The sequence below is a fragment of the Tropicibacter alexandrii genome, assembly GCF_003667315.2.
Lineage (GTDB): Bacteria > Pseudomonadota > Alphaproteobacteria > Rhodobacterales > Rhodobacteraceae > Tropicibacter > Tropicibacter alexandrii.
Genome location: NZ_RCTZ02000002.1, coordinates 313749 through 334832, shown reverse-complemented (window position 1 = coordinate 334832; position 21084 = coordinate 313749). Strand labels below are relative to the sequence as shown.

12 protein-coding genes are annotated in these 21084 nt (G+C 65.3%); 4 read left to right on the top strand and 8 right to left on the bottom strand.

Going from position 1 to position 21084, the window contains the following annotated elements; translation table 11 throughout:
- Window positions 1–23: 23 nt before the first annotated feature.
- Window positions 24–605 carry a Crp/Fnr family transcriptional regulator gene (locus D8Z78_RS04170; protein WP_164932880.1) on the bottom strand — a complete coding sequence of 194 codons (582 nt, stop codon included), beginning with the start codon at window positions 603–605 and terminating at the stop codon, window positions 24–26.
- A gap of 69 nt (window positions 606–674) precedes the next feature.
- Between D8Z78_RS04170 and D8Z78_RS04165 the strand changes: the two genes are divergently transcribed.
- Complete coding sequence (locus tag D8Z78_RS04165; protein ID WP_121628981.1) at window positions 675–1214, top strand: hypothetical protein; 540 nt, start codon at window positions 675–677, stop codon at window positions 1212–1214.
- A gap of 21 nt (window positions 1215–1235) precedes the next feature.
- On the opposite strand, the gene D8Z78_RS04160 is transcribed toward D8Z78_RS04165, so the two are convergent.
- On the bottom strand, window positions 1236–1436 hold the full coding sequence (locus D8Z78_RS04160; protein ID WP_121628982.1) for a heavy-metal-associated domain-containing protein: 201 nt from the start codon (window positions 1434–1436) through the stop codon (window positions 1236–1238).
- A gap of 163 nt (window positions 1437–1599) precedes the next feature.
- Here D8Z78_RS04160 and D8Z78_RS04155 point away from each other — a divergent pair, with 163 nt between their 5' ends.
- Window positions 1600–4107: a heavy metal translocating P-type ATPase gene (locus tag D8Z78_RS04155; protein WP_121628983.1), complete on the top strand. Its 2508-nt coding sequence runs from the start codon at window positions 1600–1602 to the stop codon at window positions 4105–4107.
- 11 nt (window positions 4108–4118) lie between these two features.
- Window positions 4119–4523 (top strand): Cu(I)-responsive transcriptional regulator, encoded by a 405-nt coding sequence (gene cueR, locus D8Z78_RS04150; RefSeq protein ID WP_121628984.1) that lies wholly within the window; start codon window positions 4119–4121, stop codon window positions 4521–4523.
- Between the two features lie 112 nt (window positions 4524–4635).
- Here cueR and D8Z78_RS04145 read toward each other — a convergent pair whose 3' ends face one another.
- The 6 genes from D8Z78_RS04145 to D8Z78_RS04120 all read right to left on the bottom strand — a co-directional run bounded on the left by D8Z78_RS04145 (window position 4636) and on the right by D8Z78_RS04120 (window position 20106).
- Window positions 4636–14676 (bottom strand): Ig-like domain-containing protein, encoded by a 10041-nt coding sequence (locus D8Z78_RS04145; RefSeq protein WP_121628985.1) that lies wholly within the window; start codon window positions 14674–14676, stop codon window positions 4636–4638.
- Window positions 14677–14977: 301 nt separating this feature from the next.
- Complete coding sequence (locus D8Z78_RS04140; RefSeq protein ID WP_121628986.1) at window positions 14978–15958, bottom strand: protein kinase family protein; 981 nt, start codon at window positions 15956–15958, stop codon at window positions 14978–14980.
- A gap of 161 nt (window positions 15959–16119) precedes the next feature.
- Window positions 16120–17628, bottom strand: coding sequence for an ABC transporter permease (locus D8Z78_RS04135; protein WP_121628987.1), 1509 nt, complete (start codon window positions 17626–17628; stop codon window positions 16120–16122).
- Window positions 17618–18382 carry an ABC transporter ATP-binding protein gene (locus tag D8Z78_RS04130; protein WP_121628988.1) on the bottom strand — a complete coding sequence of 255 codons (765 nt, stop codon included), beginning with the start codon at window positions 18380–18382 and terminating at the stop codon, window positions 17618–17620. The genes D8Z78_RS04135 and D8Z78_RS04130 overlap by 11 nt, the downstream gene beginning before the upstream one ends.
- Window positions 18382–19344 carry an ABC transporter substrate-binding protein gene (locus tag D8Z78_RS04125; protein WP_121628989.1) on the bottom strand — a complete coding sequence of 321 codons (963 nt, stop codon included), beginning with the start codon at window positions 19342–19344 and terminating at the stop codon, window positions 18382–18384. The genes D8Z78_RS04130 and D8Z78_RS04125 overlap by 1 nt, the downstream gene beginning before the upstream one ends.
- Window positions 19345–19368: 24 nt before the next feature.
- Window positions 19369–20106 (bottom strand): 5-formyltetrahydrofolate cyclo-ligase, encoded by a 738-nt coding sequence (locus tag D8Z78_RS04120; RefSeq protein WP_121628990.1) that lies wholly within the window; start codon window positions 20104–20106, stop codon window positions 19369–19371.
- 41 nt (window positions 20107–20147) lie between these two features.
- On the opposite strand from D8Z78_RS04120, the gene D8Z78_RS04115 reads away from it, so the two are divergent.
- Window positions 20148–21029: a MurR/RpiR family transcriptional regulator gene (locus tag D8Z78_RS04115; RefSeq protein ID WP_240671990.1), complete on the top strand. Its 882-nt coding sequence runs from the start codon at window positions 20148–20150 to the stop codon at window positions 21027–21029.
- Window positions 21030–21084 lie beyond the last annotated feature (55 nt).

The window sequence follows — 21084 nt, the reverse complement described above, 5'->3', positions numbered from 1 at the left end:
CCTCCGTCAGCAGGCCGACCGGATCAGCGTGGCGGGACGCTGCGGCAGGCATAGCGCCCGCGTCCCAGCCGCATCACGCGCCCCTCGGCCACCAGTTCTGCCAGCGCGCGCGAGCACGCCTCTTGCGACAGGCCGATGCTGGCGGCGAAGGCGGTGATCGTGCCCGACTGGCCGAAACAGGCCAGCGCGGCAAAGGTCCGGTCACGGGCCGACCGGATCGACATGATCTCGGCCCTTTGGCGTTCAGTGCGGACTTGCAGCGCAAGTCTCCGCACCAGTGCCTCGGCAAAGTCGGGATCGCTGCGCAGGCGCTGGCGCAACACGGCCCGATCCACGGCAACCCCGCGCGTCTCGGTCAAGGCGATGGCATCGCAGTGATAGGTGTCGGCGAACAGGCTGGCCTCGGCCAGTGTTTCGCCCGGTCCAATCTGCGCGATGGTCACCCGCTGGCCGTCCTCTGTCACGCGGTGCAGGGCGACGCGCCCGGCATCCACGCGATACAATGCCGTGGGTCTGTCATCCCGCCGAAACAAGGGCTGACCCGCGTCCACGGCAAACGGGCGGAGGGCGGTCGCGGGAATGTGGTCAAAAGGATCGTCGCTCATGATCGCAATCATAACCAGTTCGGCGCAGACCCGTTAGCCTGATCGCATCAGGCCACCGGAGATATGCCCATGAAACGACTTGCCCTTGTCCTCGCGCTGCTGCCCGTCGCCGCAAGCGCCCAGATGGACGGCCATGCCCATGCGGGCCACATGCCCGGCATGCACGGGGCCGCCGCGACCGAGGGCGGGCAAGCCGCCTTTGCCGCGCTGGCCGAGATCGTGGCGCTGCTGGCCGCCGATCCCGAGACCGATTGGGACAAGGTGGATATCGCCGCGCTGCGCCGTCACCTTCAGGACATGGACCAGTTGGCCTTGCGGGTCGAGGTGGACGAAGCCCCGGTGCCCGGCGGGCTGAAGATGACGGTCCGCCGCGACAGCCCGGGGGCCGAGGCCGCGTGGCGCATGGTGCCCGCCCATGCGACCGTTCTGACGGCGGAAACCGGCTGGCACAGCGATGTCGAGATAGACGAGACCAAGATCGAATGGACCGTGACATCGGACATGGCGACAGCGCAGGTGCGGGCCTTGGGCTTTTTCGGGCTGATGGCCACGGGGAACCATCACCCGGCGCATCATCTGGCCATCGCCCGAGGGCACGCGCCGCATTGAGGGCGCGCGCCGGGGCTTGGCTCAGGCAGCGACAGGGGCCGAGTCGTAGCCCGCATCCTTGATCGCGGCGGCCAATTGATCGGGCGACAGCGCGCTGTCGATCTTGACCCGGCGGTCCGTCAGGTCGCAGGCGACCGAGGCCGCGGGATCGGCGGCCTTGACGGATTTCTCGATGGCGGCGGTGCAATGGCCACAGCTCATGTCGGGGACGGTGAATTCCATGTCGAACCCTCTTTCGTTTCGGTGTCGATGCGCAGATGGGCCTTCCAGTGGGGGGAAGGTCAAGGGCGAAGCGCCGCAAGTGGAAAATTTTGCCGCGCCCTTGACCTTCCCGCGACTGGAACCCCCATATCGGGGTCAGCCGCAAAGAATCACGGAGGCCACCATGCCCGAGCAAACCCCAGTCACCCTGTCCATCGAGGGCATGTCCTGCGCGTCCTGTGTCGGCCGCGTCGACCGTGGTCTGGGCGCGCTGGACGGTGTCCATGACGTGTCGGTCAACCTCGCGTCGGAATCGGCGCGGCTGGTTGTGGACAGCCCTGACCGCCTCGCCGAGGCCGTCGCGGCGCTGGACAAGCTGGGGTACCCGGCGCGCACCGCCAGCGTCACGCTGAACGTCGAGTCGATGTCCTGCGCGTCCTGCGTGGGGCGCGTCGACATGGCGCTCGGGGCGGTGCCGGGCGTGCTGGACGTCAATGTCAACCTCGCGTCGGAGACCGCGACGGTGACGTATGCCGAAGGCGCGGTGACGCCCGCCCAACTGATGGCCGCGAGCAAGGCCATGGGCTATCCGGCGACGGTGGCCGAGGCGGCGGGCGGCGAGGATCGTACCGCCCGCAAGGCCGAAGAGGCGCGCGATCTGTCCCGCCGCATGGGTTACGCGGCGGCCTTGGCGGTGCCGGTATTCATCGTCGAGATGGGCGGGCATCTCTTTCCGCCGTTCCACCACTGGATCAACGCCACCATCGGCCAGCAGACCAGTTGGATTGTGCAATTCATCCTGACCACGCTGGTGCTGATCGGGCCGGGGCGGATCTTCTATGCCAAGGGCATCCCCGCGCTGCTGAAAGGCTCGCCGGACATGAACAGCCTCGTCGCCGTGGGCACCGGAGCCGCCTATCTGTATTCCGTTGTCGCGACTTTCCTGCCAGGGCTTCTGCCCGACGCCGTCCGCGCCGTCTATTTCGAGGCGGCGGCGGTGATCGTCGTGCTGATCCTGCTGGGCCGGTTCCTAGAGGCGCGCGCCAAGGGGCGCACCGGGGCTGCGATCCAGAAACTGCTGGGCCTTCAAGTCCGTACCGCCCGGGTTCTGCGCGATGGCGACAGCGTCGAGGTCTCGGTCGATGACTTGGCGCAAGGCGACATCATCACAGTTCGCCCCGGCGAACGCATCGCCGTGGATGGCGAGGTGGTCGAGGGCAGCAGCCATGTCGATGAAGGCATGCTGACGGGCGAGCCTGTCCCGGCCGAGAAATCCCCAGGCGACGCGGTCACCGGCGGCACGGTGAACGGCGCGGGCAGCCTGAACTTTCGCGCCACACGCGTCGGCGCAGACACGACCCTGAGCCAGATCATACGCATGGTCGAAGAGGCGCAAGGGGCCAAACTGCCCATTCAGGGGCTGGTCGACCGGATCACCCTCTGGTTCGTGCCCGCCGTCATGTCCGCCGCCGTGCTGACCGTGCTGGTCTGGCTGATTTTTGGCCCCTCCCCAGCGCTGACTTTGGCCCTCGTGGCCGGGGTGTCGGTGCTGATCATCGCCTGCCCCTGCGCGATGGGTCTGGCCACGCCGACCTCGATCATGGTCGGCACGGGCCGCGCCGCCGAGATGGGCGTGCTGTTCCGCAAGGGTGACGCGTTGCAACAGCTGGACGACGTGCAGGTGGTCGCTCTGGACAAGACCGGCACCGTGACCGAGGGCCGCCCCGAACTGACCGATCTGGTGCTGGCAGACGGCTTTGACCGGGCTGACGTGCTGTCGAAAATCGCGGCGGTCGAGGACCGCTCCGAGCACCCCATCGCCGAAGCCATCGTCCGTGCCGCCCGCGCCGAGGGGGCCCCGCGCGCCGAAGCGCAGGACTTTGCCTCGATCACCGGGCATGGGGTGCGCGCCATGGTGGACGGGGCGCAGGTGCTGGTCGGCGCCGACCGCTTCATGACCCGCGAGGGGATCGACATCTCCGCACTGACGGACCGCGAAACCGATCTGGCGACACGCGGACGCACCGCGCTCTATGCCGCCATCGACGGGCGTCTGGCCGCCGTGATCGGTGTCGCCGACCCGGTCAAACCCGCCAGCCGCGCCGCCATCGCCGCGCTGCACGCCAAGGGCCTGACCGTCGCGATGATCACCGGCGACAAGCGAGAGACCGCCGAAGCAATCGCCCGCGAGACCGGCATCGACCATGTCATCGCCGGTGTCCTGCCCGACGGCAAGGTCGCCGCGCTGGACGAATTGCGCCAAGGCCGCCGCATCGCCTTTGTCGGAGACGGGATAAACGACGCGCCCGCGCTGGCCCATGCGGATGTCGGCATCGCCATCGGCACCGGCACCGATGTCGCCATCGAAAGCGCCGACGTGGTGCTGATGTCGGGCGACCTGCGCGGCGTGGTCAACGCCTTCGAGATCTCGCGCCGCACCATGCGCAACATCCGCCAGAACCTGTTCTGGGCGTTTGGCTACAACACCGCGCTGATCCCCGTCGCGGCGGGCGTGCTTTACCCGGCCTTTGGCGTGCTGCTGTCGCCGATGCTGGCGGCGGGGGCGATGGCGCTGTCCTCCGTCTTTGTCCTGACCAATGCGCTGCGCCTGCGCCGCGTGGCCCCGGCGATGGATGAGGGTGGCGTGACCGCTGCCCCCCCGCGCGCCGCGATCGCCGCCCCGGCAGAATGAAGGAGGCAAAGATGAACATCGGAGACGTCGCCCGCCGCTCGGGCCTGCCCGCCAAGACAATCCGCTATTATGAGGATATCGGCCTGATCCGACCGCAACGCAGCGAAAACGGCTATCGCAGCTTCCGCGAAAGCGACCTGCACACGCTCGCCTTCCTTGGCCGCGCCCGCGCGCTTGGCTTTACCATCGAGGACTGCCGGACGCTGGTCGCGCTCTACGAGGATGAGGGCCGCGAAAGCGCGCAGGTCAAGCAGATCGCCGAGGACCACCTTCGCCAGATCGACGACAAGATCGCCCAGCTGCAATCCATGCGCGCCACGTTGGACAAGCTCGTCCATGCCTGCGCGGGCGACCACCGGCCGGATTGTCCGATCCTCGAAGATCTCGCTCAGGAACCACCGCATACGGACCCCTGACCGGCAGGCGCGCGGGCGACTATCCGTTAGACGTCCGCAGCGGATCAGGAAGAAATGAGGGGACGAAGGTCACGGCCTTCGTCCCCTTTCGTGGCATGTTTTCGCAATGCGCCTAGATCAGGTCGTTGGCATCGGTCACGCCCAGCACGCCTTGCAACAGGACGGTCGCGCCGTCGCCGAATTCGACCAGCGTGGCGTCGACACCGACCACGAGATCCGTATCGACCTCGGAGAATCCGGCGATCGTCTGCCCGCCGTTCAGGACAAGCACATCCGTCCCGAGCGCGAAGTCCTGAATGACGTCGTCACCCTCGCCGAGGGCGAAGACGAAGCTGTCAGCCCCGGCGCCGCCCGTCATGTCGTCGTTCCCGAAGCCGCCGACGACCAAGTCATCGCCATCCCCGCCGTCGAGCGCATCGTTGCCGTTCCCGCCCAGAAGCGTGTCGTTGCCCGCCACCCCCTGCAGGTTGTCGTCCCCGATCGACCCGGTCAGCGTCTCGGCGGCGACAGTCCCGACCTGTGTCGATCCGTTAACGCCGCTGCCATCGGGTTCGTAGCCTGCGCCGGACGGCAGATCGATCAGGAAGTTCGCCGCCGACAGGTCGTCGGGCGCCACGCCTTCGAAGATCATGAGCTGCTGGTAGCTGTCCCCACCGCCGGAGCGGTCGATTTCCAGAACGCTATTGCCCAGACCGTCATCCGAGAGCCGCAGATACCCGGCCCCGAACGGGTTGGACGCGCCATCCCAGCCACTGAGCTGCTGGACGAGGAAATCACCGAAGAGCACGACATCTTCGCCCACGGCAAAGTCGGTCACCGTCACCTCGTTATAGTCGGAGACGCTGGAATACCTTTCGATTTCAAGGATATCCGCACCGGCGCCCAGCGTCACCGACGTCGATAGGGCATTGGACACGGACCAGCCGCCATTGAGGTAGAGACTGACGAGGTCATCCCCCGCCCCGGCATCGACCACGTCGCTGGAATAGCTGCCGGCACTGCGGATCGTGTCGTTGCCATCGCCACCCAGCAGGGTTTCGGCGTTGCCCTGAGGCGAATAGTCGGTCGACGCCTGCAGGTAGTCATTCCCGGCTCCGCCATCAAGCAGACCGCCCCCCTGACCCTGTGTCATGTAGTCGTCGCCAAGTCCGCCATACAGCGTATCGTCGCCTTCCTCGCCGTACAGGTAATCGCGCCCGTCGCCGCCGATCAGGGTGTCTTCGCCCGCATCGCCGTAGAGGTAGTCGGTGTCGGCTCCGCCATCGAGACTGTCATTCCCGGCATTGCCGTTGAGGAAGTCCGTGCCGCCGAGGCCAAGGATCGTGTCGCCACCGATGCTGCCATCCAGCGTCTCGGACGCGGCCGTGCCGGTGATCGTCTGGCCGACCGGCGCGCTGCCATCCGGCGGCCACGGCGAGTCGAAGTTCGACGCGGTGAAGCTCGATGCGGCGATGCCATCAAAGACGAGCAACGACATGAAGCTGTCCCCGCCACCGTCGCGATCGATCTGAAGCACGGCATTGCCCATGCCGTCATCGACCAATTGCAGGTAGCCGCTGGCGCCGAACGGGTTCGAGGCACCGTCCCACCCACTCAGTTGCTGCGCAAGGAAATCATCGAAGCGCACCGAGTCCTCGGACACGTCGAAATCGGTGATCGTGATCAGATTGTAGCTGGTGATGTTGGAATAGCGATCGATCTGCACGACATCCGCACCGGCGCCAAGCGTCACCGACGTTGACTGGGCATTGGACACGGACCAGCCGCCATTGAGGTAGAGAATGACGAGGTCATCCCCCGATCCCGCATCGACCACGTCGCTGGAATAGTAGCCGACATACTGGATCGTATCGTTGCCGTCGCCGCCCAACAGGGTTTCGACGCCCCCTTGCACGGACGAGTCGGTCGAGGCGCGCAGGTAGTCATTCCCGGCCCCGCCATCGAGCAGGCCGACCGCTTGGCCCTGTATCAGGTAGTCGTCGCCATCGCCGCCATACAGCGTATCGTTGCCCTCCTCGCCGTATAGGTAATCGCGCCCGTCGCCGCCGATCAGGGTGTCTTCGCCCGCATCGCCATAGAGGTAGTCATTGTCAGCCCCGCCATCGAGGCTGTCATTCCCGGCATTGCCGTTGAGGAAGTCCGTGCCACCCAGACCAAGGATCGTGTCGCCGCCGATCGTACCATCCAGCGTCTCGGATGCGGCGGTGCCTGTGATCGTCTGGCCAACCGGCGCGCTGCCATCCGGCGGCCACGGCGAGTCGAAGTTCGACGCGGTGAAGCTCGATGCCGCGACGCCCTCGAAGGTGATGAGATCCACGAAGGTGTCGCCACCACCGTTGCTGTCGACCTGCAGAATGGTGTTCCCCATGCCGTCATCGACCAGTTGCAGATAGCCGCTGGCGCCGAACGGGTTCGAGGCACCGTCCCAGCCGATCAGACGCTGAGCGAGGAAGTCATCGAAGCGGATCGAATCCTCGGACACGTTGAAATCGGTGATGTTCACATCGTTGAATGCAGAGATGCTGGAATAGCGTTCGACCTCCACGACATCCGCGCCCGCGCCCAGCGTCACCGATGTCGACTGCGCATTGGAGGCGGACCACCCACCGTTGAGATACAGCATGACAAGGTCATCCCCCGCCCCGGCATCCACATCGTCGTTGGAGTAGAAGCCGACACTTCGGATCGTGTCGTTGCCCTCGCCGCCCAGAAGGACTTCGTTTGCCACGATCCCCGAATACTGGGTTGAGGCTTGCAGGTAGTCGTCACCGGCCCCGCCGTCGAGAACGCCAAAACCATCCCCCTGAACGAGGTAATCGTTGCCGTCGCCCCCATACAGGTTGTCGTCCCCCTCTTCGCCATAAAGACGGTCGCGCCCCTCGCCGCCGATCAGCACATCATTGCCGGCATCGCCATAGAGGTAGTCGTCACCGGTGCCGCCATCGAGCACATCCGCGCCGGGCAGGCCGGTGATCGTGTCATTGCCGGCCAGACCTTGGATCAGGTCGCCTTGGATCGTGCCGGTCAGGTTGTCGTTGCCCGAGGTGCCTTCGATGAAGTCACCATCGAGGATACTGAGCGTAAAGGTGGTCGAGTTGCTTTGACCATCCGGTTCGGTCGCCGTCACCTGCAGCGAATACAGCCCCACGTCAGACGATTGCGGCGCGTTGGCCGCATAGCTGACCGTGCGCGTGGCGGCATCGAAGCTCATGAAGCTGGGCAGGGGCGAGCCATCCGCCAGCGTCACGTCATAGGTGATCGCCTCGCCCTCGTCATGGTCGGTGAACAGGTCCGCCGGAAGCTGATAGCTGAACGGCTCGTCGGTGAACCCGGATTGCGCTGCGGTCACGCCCGTCAGGATCGGCGGATCGTCCACCCCCGACACCGTCAACGTGACCGTCGCCGTGTCAAAGCCGCCATTGCCGTCCGACACCGTGTAGGTGAAGCTGTCCTGCAATGTCTCGCCCTCGGCCAGTTCGTCCAGCACCGTCGACGAGGTCGGATCATAGCTGACGGAGCCGTCGCCGTTCAGAACCACGGTCGCCCCCAGCGCGCTGAGCGCCGACACCGCCGAGATGCTCAACACGTCGCCATCTGGGTCCGTATCATTGGCCAGCAGGTCGGCAGCGGCAATGGTATGGGCGGTGTTTTCGTCCGTGAGAACCGGATCGCCAAAGTCCAGAGCCAAGGCCATGTCCTGCCCGTTCCGGTCGCTCCAATTCTGATCGAAATGCGTGGCCCGGTCGCCGCCATTGACATTCAGGTAGAAGAACTGACCATCGGGATCCCCGGTACCGTTGAAGTAATAATCGACGTTCCCCGTCCCGTACACACCGTCGAATTCGCTGAACGCGTCGATGATGACCGCATAGGTCTGGCCCTCGGTCAGGGTGAGACCCGCCGTGTCCACGCTGACCGTTTCCGAGGTGCCGCTGGCCACACTCATCGCACCGCTTTCGAACAGAACGGTTTCGGGGTCGATGTCCCAGTAGCCCGGCGAAATCTCGGTCAGGTCGACCTCGACGATCAGGACACGAAACTCGACGTCGTCGCCGTAGTTGTACGCGTTCAGACCAAAGGAAACTTCGTTCAGCGATGGCCCCTCGGCCACGAAGGTCTGACCATAATAGGCAGTGTTGGGTTCGCCGATGCTGCCGATGGTGGACGGGGCATCGGTCAACCAGTCGACACTGGTGTCGCCACCGCTGCCGCCCAAGGTGTCATCGTTGGCCGTGGGCGCAAAGTTGTCCGCCTCGCCGTCGACGACCAGCGTGGCGGTGTTCGACGTTGCAGCGATGCCGTCGCTGACATCGTAATCGACGGTCAGCGTCCGCTGCTCGCCCGTGTTCAGCGCATCGTATTGGTCGGGATCGATCGAGATCGTGCCATCGCCATTGTCGGTATACGCGACCGCATTGCCCAGATCGTCGGTGACGGTGATGTTGATCGCCTCCAGCACCGCGCCGTTGTCGACATCCGTTTGCCCTGCGAGCAGGTCGATGGTGACGGCCGGATCGCTTTCGGTCACCGCGCCCGCATCGATCGCCGTGACCTCGGGGGCATCGTTGGTGCCGGTCACGGTGACGGTCACATCGTTCACCGCCGTCGCGCCATGCGCGTCGGTCGCGGTGACCTCGATGGTCACTTGGCGCGTTTCGCCCACGGCGAGGTCTTGGAAATCGCTACCAGGATCAAAGCTGAGATCGGTGCCGGTGATCGTCGCCGACCCTTCGCCCGGCGCGCCGGTCACCGTGTAGGTCAGCGAGGCACCGTCGTCGTCGCTGTCCACATCGTCGCCCAGCGCCGAGAGGTCGAGCACGACCGCCGCGCCGTCCTCCTCCGCTGCCAAGACGCCCGCCGAAAGCGTGGGAGCGTCATTGGTGCCGGTCACGGTCACCGTGACGTCGTTCACCGCCGTCGCGCCATGCGCATCCGTCGCGGTGACCTCGATGGTCACTTGGCGCGTTTCGCCCACGGCGAGGTCTTGGAAATCGCCGCCCGGATCAAAGCTGAGATCCGTTCCGGTGATCGTCGCCGACCCTTCGCCCGGCTGGCCGGTCACCGTGTAGGTCAGCGAGGAACCATTGTCGTCGCTGTCCACATCGTCGCCCAGTGCCGAGAGGTCCAGCACGACCGCCGCGCCGTCCTCCTCCGCTGCCAAGACGCCCGCGCCCAGCGTCGGTGCGTCGTTGACGCCGGTGATGGTGATCGCCGCCGTCGCTGCCACGGGGAGCCCGGTCACGGCCAGTGCCAGACCGCCGATCTGCGGTGTCGTGTAGGAAATTCCATTGCCCTGCGACACGTCGGTGAAGGTGAAGGTCTGCACCGTATCACCGCAATCGGCATCCGCACGCGGGATGGTCACGGTGATCGTCTCGGCATCCATGTCACCGTTCACCGTAATGTAGCGCGACGGGACTTCGGCGGAATCCACGGTCACCGGACCGGCATAATCGCCGAGATCGACCACATCCACGCCCGGATTCGTCACGACGCCATCGTCGATCACCCGCACGCTGAGACCAAGCCCCGTGCTGTTGCCATCGACCAGAACAACCGAGCCGTTGGTCACACCCGCCACGGCCAGCGCCTGTTCGTGAGTCACGACGCTCGGGCTGCGCTTGACCCGGATCAACTCGCCACTGTCGTCATCGGCGATGAAGAACGTGCCCGCGTTGTCCAGCACCTCTGCGCCCGCGCTGTCGGCATAGCCCCGGTCGGTCTCGACCACGCCGTAATCGACGGTGACCGTGGCGGCTTCGCCCGCGGCAAGGTCATTGAACTGCGCCGGATCGAAGCTCATCTCGCCCGTGGCGGCGTCGACGGTGGTCGTGACGACACGCCCGTCCGAGGACACGGCCGTGGCGTCGATCACGGCCAGCGCGTCGCCCTCGACATCCGAGGCATTGGCCAGAAGGTCGAGGGTCGCCACCGCGTCATCTTCGGTCAGGGCGGTGGTCACCGCACCGGAGACGACAGGCGCGTCATTGGTGCCGGTGATGGTGATCGTGACGACTTGGGTGGCCGAGCCGCCATTGCCGTCATCGACCGTGTAGGTGAAGGTGTCGGTGGCGGTCTCGTCACAGCCAAGTGCTTCGAACGCGCCATTCGGATCGTAGCTGAAGGTGCCGTCGCCGTTGTCGGTCACCAGACCCACGGTACCGGTCGTATCGATCGAGACCGTATGGGTGTCGCTGGTATCCACGTCAGTATAATTCGCCGCGACAGTGACCGCAGGGCCATCTTCGCCGACGGTTTCCGCAACGGCCTGCGCCACCGGCGCATCGTTGGTGCCGGTCACGGTGACGGTGACATCGTTCACCGCCGTCGCGCCATGCGCATCTGTTGCCGTGACCTCGATGGTCACTTGGCGCGTTTCGCCCACTGCGAGGTCCTGGAAATCGCTACCAGGGTCAAAGCTGAGATCGGTGCCGGTGATCGACGCCGCCCCTTCGCCCGGCGCGCCGGTCACCGTGTAGGTCAGCGAAGCGCCGTCGTCGTCGCTGTCCACATCGTCGCCCAGCGCCGACAGGTCCAGCAGCACAGCCGCACCGTCCTCCTCTACCGCAAGTACTCCCGCCGAAAGCGTCGGTGCGTCATTGGTGCCGGTCACGGTCACCGTGACATCGTTCACCGCCGTCGCGCCATGTGCGTCGGTCGCGGTGACCTCGATGGTCACTTGGCGCGTTTCGCCCACGGCGAGGTCTTGGAAATCCGCTGCGGGGTCAAAGCTGAGATCGGTGCCGGTGATCGACGCCGACCCTTCGCCCGGCGCGCCGGTCACCGTGTAGGTCAGCGAGGCACCGTCGTCATCGCTGTCCACATCGTCGCCCAGCGCCGAGAGGTCCAGCACGACTGCCGCGCCGTCCTCATCCGCTGCCAAGACGCCCGCGCCCAGCGCCGGTGCATCATTGGTGCCGGTGATGGTGATCGTCACCGTCTGCGTATCGGTGCCGCCATTGCCGTCATCCACCGTGTAGGTGAACGTGTCGGTCGTGGTCTCGCCCTCCGCGAGGTGCTCGAATGCGCCATTGGAATCGTAGGTGAACGTGCCGTCGCCATTGTCGGATACGGCCCCCATCGTTCCAGTCGTGTCGATGCTGAACGTATGCGTATCGCTCGCATCCACATCGGTATAGGCGGCAGCAACCGTCACCTGCGAGGCGGAAGGGTTGCTGATGTCGGCGTTGAACCGGACCGCATCGATCAAGAGGTCATCCGTGGTGAAGACCTCGTAATCGATCCCCGCGACAGAGACATTCAGATCGACCGTGCGCCCGTCGGACAACGTGATCCCGTTCAATGCCAAGGCGATTGCATCGACCGCGGTGTTGTCATCGCCAAAGGCCAGCACTTCGGGGGCGGCGGCTGGATAGCTGACCGTTCCCCCGGATGTGTCGGTCACAATCCAGTCCGTGGCGGGGATGGGGCTTTGGGTGCCGTCGTCGAACAGCATCCCGGCCGCGCCCCAACCCAAATTGTTCGGGTTCAGCTGCACCACGATGCCATTGCCGTTCGACAGGTATTGATCGGCAATCTGTTGGTAGGTGTTGTTCGTCCCACCATCCCTTGCAACGGTGATCGCCTGACCCGTGTCGAAGTCGAAGACGTAGAACCGCCCGGCATTCGGTGCGTAGGTATCGGCCTCGATGGCACCGGCGACCTGAACCGGCGCGTCATCCTCCATCACGGCACCGGTCAGGGGCTGCGCCACGGGCGCGTCATTGGTGCCGGTCACGGTCACCACCACCTCGTTCACCGCCGTTGCGCCATGTGCGTCGGTCGCGGTGACCTCGATGGTCACTTGGCGGGTCTCGCCGACAGCGAGGTCTTGGAAATCGCTGCCCGGGTCAAAGCTGAGATCGGTGCCGGTGATCGACGCCGAGCCCTCGCCCGGCGCGCCGGTCACCGTGTAGGTCAGCGAGGAACCATCGTCGTCGCTGTCCGCGTCGTCGCCCAGCGCCGAGAGGTCCAGCACGACCGCCGCTCCGTCCTCCTCCGCCGCCAAGACGCCAGCCTCAAGGGTCGGTGCGTCATTGGTGCCGGTGATCGTCACCGTGACATCGTTCACCGCCGTCGCGCCATGCGCGTCGGTTGCGGTGACCTCGATGGTCACTTGGCGCGTTTCGCCCACGGCGAGGTCTTGGAAATCGCCGCCCGGGTCAAAGCTGAGATCGGTGCCGCTGATCGACGCCGCCCCCTCGCCCGGCGCGCCGGTCACCGTGTAGGTCAGCGAGGCACCGTCGTCGTCGCTGTCCAGATCGTCGCCCAGCGCCGAGAGGTCCAGCACGACCGCCGCACCGTCTTCCTCCGCCGCCAAGACGCCCGCCGCAAGAGTCGGCGCGTCATTGGTGCCGGTGATGGTGAAGCTGACCACTTCGCTCGCGGTGCCGCCATTGCCGTCATCCGCCGTCACCGTGTAGGACCAGCTCAGCGTGTCGCCTGCGGACAGGAAATCCAGATCGACCGTGGCCGCGAATGTCCAAGGCGTGCTGCCGGGGGCATCGGCATCCGTCGCCCCGGTGGCAAAGCCCGCCTCCAGCGCCGCCGCGATGCCTGAATCCAGCACGCCCCCCGACCACGTCATGTCGCCGTTCGAGGCATAGGTGATGTCGATCACGTCGCTTGCGTCGATATCGTCGAAGCTGACGGTGCCGCTGTCGGACAGGGCCTGCGACGAGGCATCCACCGCTTCGTCGATCATCTGCGCGCCGGTGACGCTGATCGTCGGGGCGTCGTTTTCGCCGGTGATGGTGATCGTCACGGTTGCCGTGTCGGTGCGACCATTCGCGAATTCGATCTCGTACTCGAAGCTGACCTCGGCGGTTTCGCCCACGGCGAGGTGCTCGAAGGCGCCATCGGGATCGTAGCTGAACTGCCCGGTCGCCGGATCGTTGAAGGACAGCACGCCAAGCGCCGGAGAACTGCCCGGCACAAGACGCACATCGACCACATCGGAGGTGCCGAAATCATTGTCCAGAATGCTGGCGAACACGGTGGCCGACGCGTCTTCGGAGACGCTGACCGCATCGTCGTTCGCGGTGTGAAACGCGACCTGTTCGAACGCCTGCACCGTCAGCCCGAGGCTGGCAAAGGTGAACGACGCATCGTTGGCCTCGCCGGTCACGGGGTCGGTATTGGCCGCCACGAAGGCCTGAAATGCCGCGATTTCCGAGGCGGCCGCCTCGTACTGGTCCTGCGTCAGATACAGATCGAGGGTATCGATGCCATCGCCGCCGTCATAGCTGTCCGTCGCGCCGATATTCTCGGTGCCGCCATGGACCACGGTATCGTTGCCGCCACCGGCGAACACGAAGTCGTTGCCCGACCCGCCGTCGAGATAGTCATCGAAGCCGCCACCGGACCCCGAGCCATGCCCGGAACCGGACCCACGGCCATGGCCGGAGCCGCTGCCGTTCATGAAGTCCTCGGTCGAGCCGGCGCGGTACCAGTTGCGGCCATTGCCGCCCTCGTCGCCGAACAACACGTCATCGCCCGCGCCGCCCAGCACCGTGTCGGCCCCGGCCCCGCCGACGATCCAGTCGTCCCCGGCGCCGCCGTCGAGATAGTCGTCAAAGCCCGAACCCGCATCGTGCGAGCCATGTCCGCTGCCAGACCCACCACCGGACCCGTCGCCGATCAGGATGTCTCGCCCTGCCCCGGCAAGGACGGTATCCGCACCGGCCCCCGCCTTGACCACGTCATCCCCCGCGCCGGAGGTGACCATGTCGTCGCCATCCCCCGCATCGATGCTGTCATCCCCTGCGCCGGTCTCGACGAGGTCGTCACCGTCCTTGGCCTTCACGTCGTTGTCGCCATCGGCCAGCTGGATGGTGTCGTCGCCCGTACCGGCATCGACCTTGTCATCGCCGCCCGCATCCGTGATCAAGTCGTTGCCCTTGCCGCCCTTGATCACGTCATCGCCTGCGCCGCCTTCGAGCGTGTCGCTGCCGGACCCGCCATCGATCTTGTCATCGCCCGACCCGCCGTCGATCAGATCGTTGCCGTTCTGTCCGTACAGCTTGTCGGACCCGTCGAGGCCCATCACCGTGTCATTGCCATCCCGGCCCTTGATGTCGTCGCGGCCCGAGGTGCCGGTCAACAGGTCATCGCCCTTGGTGCCCTTGGCCTGATTCTTCTTGGAACGAGACATGGCGAATTCCTTTCAATTTTTAACAACCGGAACGCACCTTGATAACAATTTGCGCTGCGATTCTCTGGCCGGGTCGAAACCCGAAAAACGGTTCAAATCCGCAACATTGGAGAAGGTGCCGTTAGGTTAAGTCAACGGTTTCCTAAGACCGGCAAGATGCGGTTGCGCGGTCGATAAATGCTTTTAACTATATAAGTATTTTGGAATCAGTGACCTAAGTCACAGGCCAAGGCGCGAAACTTTTTCCGCTGCAAACGCACAATCAACCTGAAGTTATGGTTAATATTCGCGTTTAGGGTGACTAATTCGGGCCAACACCCCAAACCGCTGTATTGCCAAGCTTTTTTCGGTGGATGCCATCGGCCAGTTCGAACAGGCCGTTCGCCCAATCCAAGGTTGCGCTCCAGCGGCTGATTTTCATCAATTGCAAACTGAGTTCCCGGGGCGTGACACCGACCTTGTCGAGGTCGAGACAGTGCCGTCGGTCCCACCACGGCCCCGCCCCCAAATGCGACACGATCAGGTCCACGCGGATGACGGCATGCAGCAGGGCCATGGTCCCGAAATGCTCTGGCGTTCCGCCCGTGAACTGGCCGACCAGCGTGGCTTCCAGATCGAGGTGCTGGGGGCACCACTCATCCGCCAGAAGCCATGCCAGATCATCCGTCGCGCGGCGCAATCCGCAATGTTCCCAGTCGATCCACACGACCTGGCCTTGCGGCGTGCACAAGGCGTTTCCGGGCCGAGCATCCCACTTGACGGGTTGGACGGTGGGGACCGTCAGCATGCGTTCGGCCGCGTCCCTGTCGTAGCGCGGAGCGGGCAGATCCAGCCGCTCGGCTAGGCGCAGCGGAGCGGCAGCCAAATCGGCGGCCCAGCCGTCGCGCGCGCCGATGACCGGCAGGTGCGCCATCAGCGGGGACTGCGCGGCGACCTGCTGAAGATGCGCAAGCGAGCGTGCCGCCCGGGTGATCCACGAAGCAGCCTCGTCCCGGTCGACACGGTCCAGCACCGTGCTGAGCCGCTCTCCGGCCACGGCCGTCTGGATCACGTACCGGCCTTCGCAATGCACCAGCGCGGGCGTGCGGCCGGTGCCGGACAGGTGCCGCAGGGCGCTCGCCTCTAGCGCGGCGCGGCTCGGGCTGGACCGCCGGGCAATCGCATACCGGGCCGAGCCGATCCGCACCAGCACGGTCCGCCGCGACGCGCCGCCGGGATGCAGGACTTCGTCCGGCAGACGCCCGAATACGCGTTCGCAGATTTCCTTCAGCTGGTTTTCCATACGGGTCCGTCACGTCTTTCCGCCATTGCCGGGCTGCCCGACCATCGGTTGGAAAGCAGGAATAGTCAAAACCGTTGACCATGTCGCCTGCGCTGGATCGGAGCCTATTCCGATGTCGCCATGCCAAGTCGCCCCAGAACGCGGCGTTCGACCATCACGACCTACTGGTAGAACACCACGGACAGGATCACCGAGACGGCGGCGACGGACCAGATCATGCCGTAGTCGAGATAGCCGCGCGATTGGTTCAGCAGGTTGCCGAGGCCGCGCCCCGTGGCCAGCCATTCGGCGATCATCACGCCCAGCAGCGCGCGCGGCACCGTCAGGCGCGTTGCCGCGAAAAGATAGGGCAGAGAGGCCGGGATCGTGACCATGCGCAATTCCGTCCAGCGGCTTGCCCCATAGGCGCGCGGCAGGTCCTCGGCGCTGCGCGGCACCAAGGCAAGGCCCTGCGCCAAAGTGACGAAGGCCGGGAAGAATGTGACGGATATGGTGATCCACAGCGTCAGCGACGTGCCGCGCCCGAGGATCAGCACCAGCAGCGGCGTCAGCGCGACCAGCGGCATGGTCTGGGTGATGAGCGCCACGGGCATGAAGCCCGAGATGAAGCGGGGCGACAGTTTCGACAGGATCGCCAGCGCAAAGGCAAAGGCCAGCCCGGCCACCATCCCGATGAAGGTGATCGGCAGGGTTTGCGCCAGGGCGGCCAGCAGCTTGGCCTGTGCGGTCTCGGCAGACGGCGCGAGAAAGAGATAGGTGAAGACATCGCCCGGCGTCTTGGCGATCATCGCCGGCGCGCCGCTGAGCTTGATCAGCGCCCACCACAGTACGAACGGCAGCGCGACGGTCGCCAGCGCCATGCCGATGCGCGCCCAAAGCGGGCCGCCATCGTCCTTGCCCGTGGGCACGGCGGCGTTCAGTGTCACCGCCTTGGTCGCGCCCAACAGCCTGCGCGACAGCAGCGCGAAGCCGGCATAGCTGAGCCCCGCGATCAGCGTCGCGATCAGCCCGATGCCCCAAAGGCGATCCGGCTCGCCCCGCCCCAATGATCCCAACAGGTAAGTGCCAAGGCCCCAGCGCCCGCCACCGCCGAACTCGGCCAGGATGGCACCCAGAACGGCGTTCGGCGCGGCCACGCGCAGCCCGGCGAGGATCGACGGCACCGCGCCGCGAAACTGCACCAGCCGCAGCACCTTCCAGCGCGAACCGCCATAGGCGCGGACGACGTCCTCGGCGCGACTGTCGGCCTGTGCGATGCCGATCACGGTGGCGGTCATGGTGACGAAATAGACGCCCAAAGCGGCCAGAGTGACGCGGGGCGCCATGCCGGACAGGGTCAGCGCGAGGATCGGCGCGATGGCGATGGGCGGCAGGGCGAATGCGGCGATGTTGATGCCCCGGAACAGCCGCAGCATGGGCGGCGACAAGGCGAAGAGGACGCCCGCCGCAACCGCCACCACGTTGCCGATCACGAACCCCGCCACCGAGGCTTGCAGCGTGGCAAGAATGTGGCCGGGGTAGTCGCCGCGATCCTGCCAGAGGCGGATCAGGATGTCGCTGGGTGGCGGCAAGGCCCCACCCGCGACCAGCCCCAATTGGCCGATGATTTCCCACAAGAGCAACAGGATCAAGGTGTTGCGCAGCCCGGCAAAGCGTCTTTCAGCCGCCATGCAGCACCTCGGCCACGTGATCGCAGACCTTGTGAAACGCCGGATCGGAAAAAAGCGGCGGCTTGCGCGGACGGTCGAACGGCACGTCGATCACATCCACGATCCGCCCCGGCGCGGCATGCATGACCACGACGCGATCGGCAAGGAACACCGCCTCGTCGATGCCATGCGTGACCAGCAGCGCGGTCGATCCGGTCTCGGCCCAGATGCGCTGCAATTCGACATTCATCTGGCGGCGCAGGATCTGGTCCAGCGCGCCAAAGGGCTCGTCCATGAACAAGACCTGCGGATGCGTCACCAGCGCCCGCGCGATGGCCACCCGCTGGCGCATCCCACCGGACAACTCGCCGGGCAGGGAGTTTTCGTATCCCTTGAGGCCCACAAGCTCGATCATCGCCTGCACATGGGCGGCGTCGGGTTTGCGGCCCAGCACCTCCAACGGCACCTCGATGTTGCGGCGCACCGACCGCCACGGCAACAGCGCCGCGTCCTGGAACGCGACGCCGGTGACGCCGTCCCGGGCGGCCTCCAGCGGAGGCTCACCCGCAACCCGCACGGCCCCTGCATCAAGACTTTCCAGCCCCAAGGCGATGCGCATCACGGTGGACTTGCCACAGCCTGACGGGCCGATGATCGCGGTGAACGTGCCTTTGGGACAAGACAGGGTCACGTCGCGCAACGCCTCGACAACCCTGCCCCGCCCCGCGAAGGTCTTGCACACCCCGTCCAGCGAAATCCCGTCAGGCTGGGTCATCAGACCTCCGCCAGAAGCGAGGTGTCGAACATGTCGGTGTTGCCGACGATCCCGACCTCGCCCAATGCGCTCAGGCATTTCTCGATGCCGTCCTCGGTCAGGGCAAAGTAGCCCTCGGGGCTTTCCATCAGCGGCTTTTGCGCCGCGTTGAAATACAGTTCGTTCTCGATCGACCGGCCCGTGCCCTTGAAATACGTGTCGGCGAATTTCGGCGGCCAGACGCTTGGGTCGGCGAGGTTTTCCTCCCAGCCCTTGCGCGAGGCGCGCAGCCACGCCACCAGCAAATCGCGTTTTTCCGCCAGCACCTGTTCGGTGACGACGACGGTGTCGTTGTAGATCGTGTAGCCGAAATCATAGAGCAGGAAGGAGGTCGCCTCTTCACCCGCCTGCTGGATCGTGAACGGCACGTTGGTGGTGAAATCGAGGCTGGCGTCGATCTCTCCCTTGACCAGCGGTGTCGGGTCATAGGCATAGGGCACGATGTTGACCTGCCCCGGTTCGATGCCGTTCATCTTCAGCATCGCCTCGACCGAGATCACGTTGACCGGCGGCACCGCCAGCGTCTTGCCGATCAGGTCCTGCGGCGTGTTTATCGGGTTCTTGGCCAGCGACACGATGCCGATGGGGTTCTTTTGGTACTGGGCGCCGATGATCTTGAACGGCGCGCCTTGTTCGACGATCGCCTTGATCGTGGTGTCAGGGGTGGTCAGCGCCAGATCGGCGCGGCCCGCGATGATCGTGCTTTCGGGGATCACGTCCGGCCCGCCGGACAGGTATTCGAGGTTCAGACCGGCCTCGGTGTAATACCCCTGATCCATGGCAAGGAAATAGCCCGCGAATTCGGCATCGTTGATCCACGCGGCCTGCATGGTCAGCGGGGTGGCGGCATGGGCGCGGAACGGCAGCGACGAGGCGGCGATACCGGCAGCGGCGGTGCCAAGGAAGGTACGGCGATTGAGCATGGTCTTGTCTCCGTGTTGGGAATGTCAGGCAAGGCCCTGAAGGCGTTGAAGCTCTTGCAAGGGTGGGGTTTCGGCGATCTGTTTCGGGTCGAGCAGCGGCCATTTCACGCCGCTGGGGCGCTTCGCCCGGCGTTCGACCACATGGGTGCCGCCGGGGGTGAAGATCTTGTCCACGAGGATGTCGGTTTCCGAGGGCTGCAACTGCTCCTCGACCAACTGGATGTCATGCACCATGGCGTGGACGGGGGTGTGTTCATCGACGAAACCAAGATCGGTGAACATGCCCCATTCAAGGTCGAAGAACCCATGCCCCTTGCCAAAGCGCACACCGTTCATCGACACCGCCGAGGCCCCGGTCACGAGGTAGTCGAAACGCCCCTTCTGCGCGATGTCCTCCAGCGTGACCGGCTCGCCGAAATGCTCCATCCCGTCGAGCCACGCGGCATAAAGCGCAGCACCGGGCGGCACCTTGGCCGGGTCGAGATAGAGGAACCCGCGATAGATGCCGTAAGTCGACATGACAAAGGGCTTGCCCGCCTCGATCATCCGGCGGCGCAGATCGACGAGGCAGTTGTCGGGCGTGATGAAGGCAAAGCGGCTGGCCTGATAGGCCGGGTCCTGCACCAGATGGTCGGTGGCGGTTTCAGAGCCCTCGAAATCCGGGATCACCTCGGCAAAGTTCATGTGGAACCGGGTATCCGGCCTCGCCACCTCGTGCAGCTTCGTCCATATTCTTTCGCGGATCATCCTGGAGGACGTCATCTTGCACCCCTTGTCGTTTCATTGTTTCAATCCTGTGAAACATGGGTTTCATTCGTCAAGGGAATTCCGGTGAGATGGCCTCCAGACTGATCCTGCGCATTCAGGAAAAATTCACCCGCCTGACGTCGAGCGAACAGAAGATCGCGTCTGTCCTGCTGGAAAATCAGGGGCTTGTGGAAACGCACACGGCGACGGAACTGGCGTCCTTGGCTGGGGTGTCAAAAGCCACGACTGCCCGTTTTTTCCGCACTTTGGGCTATGCGGACTTCGAAGAGGTGCGCATTCAGGCCCGCGATGAACGCAACAGCCGCGCGCCTTATGCACGATTCGACCCGAAACCCGAGGCCGCGTCGCTGGGCCGGACGCTGGCGGAGCATCTCGAACTGGAGAGCCGCAACCTGTCGCGCACCTTCGAAGAGATGCGGTCGGACCTGCTACCGGAAATCGCGGGCGTGTTGGAGAAGGCGCCGAACCTGTGGTTCCTTGGCTTTGGCGATGAATACGGGCTTGCGCGGCTGGGGCGCACCATGTTCACCCGGCTGCGCCACGGGGTACACCAGATCGAAGGGTCGGGACAAGACTGGGCGGCGGAACTGGCGATGACCGGCCCGCGCGACGCGCTGATCCTGCTGACATTCGAGCCGCGTCCGCGCCTGTTGCCCGTCCTGCTGAAACACGCCCGCACCACGCGGATGCGGGTCATCACGATCACCGATCATGCCTATGCCGCGCAGGCGCAGCGCTTTTCCGATTTCGTGCTGCCGTGCCACATCGCCAGCTATGGCATCCTGCCGACCCATGCGACGATGATCTCGATGCTGCGGCTGCTGGCGCTGTCCTATCTGGGGCAGAACCCGGATGCCGTCAGCCAGCGCATCGCCACGCTCGACGCCATCAACGAGGAACTCGACCTGTCGGAATGACGGGACGGGCGCGTCAGCCCCGAGGATTGGAGGGGCGCGCGGCCCCTCCGTGGTA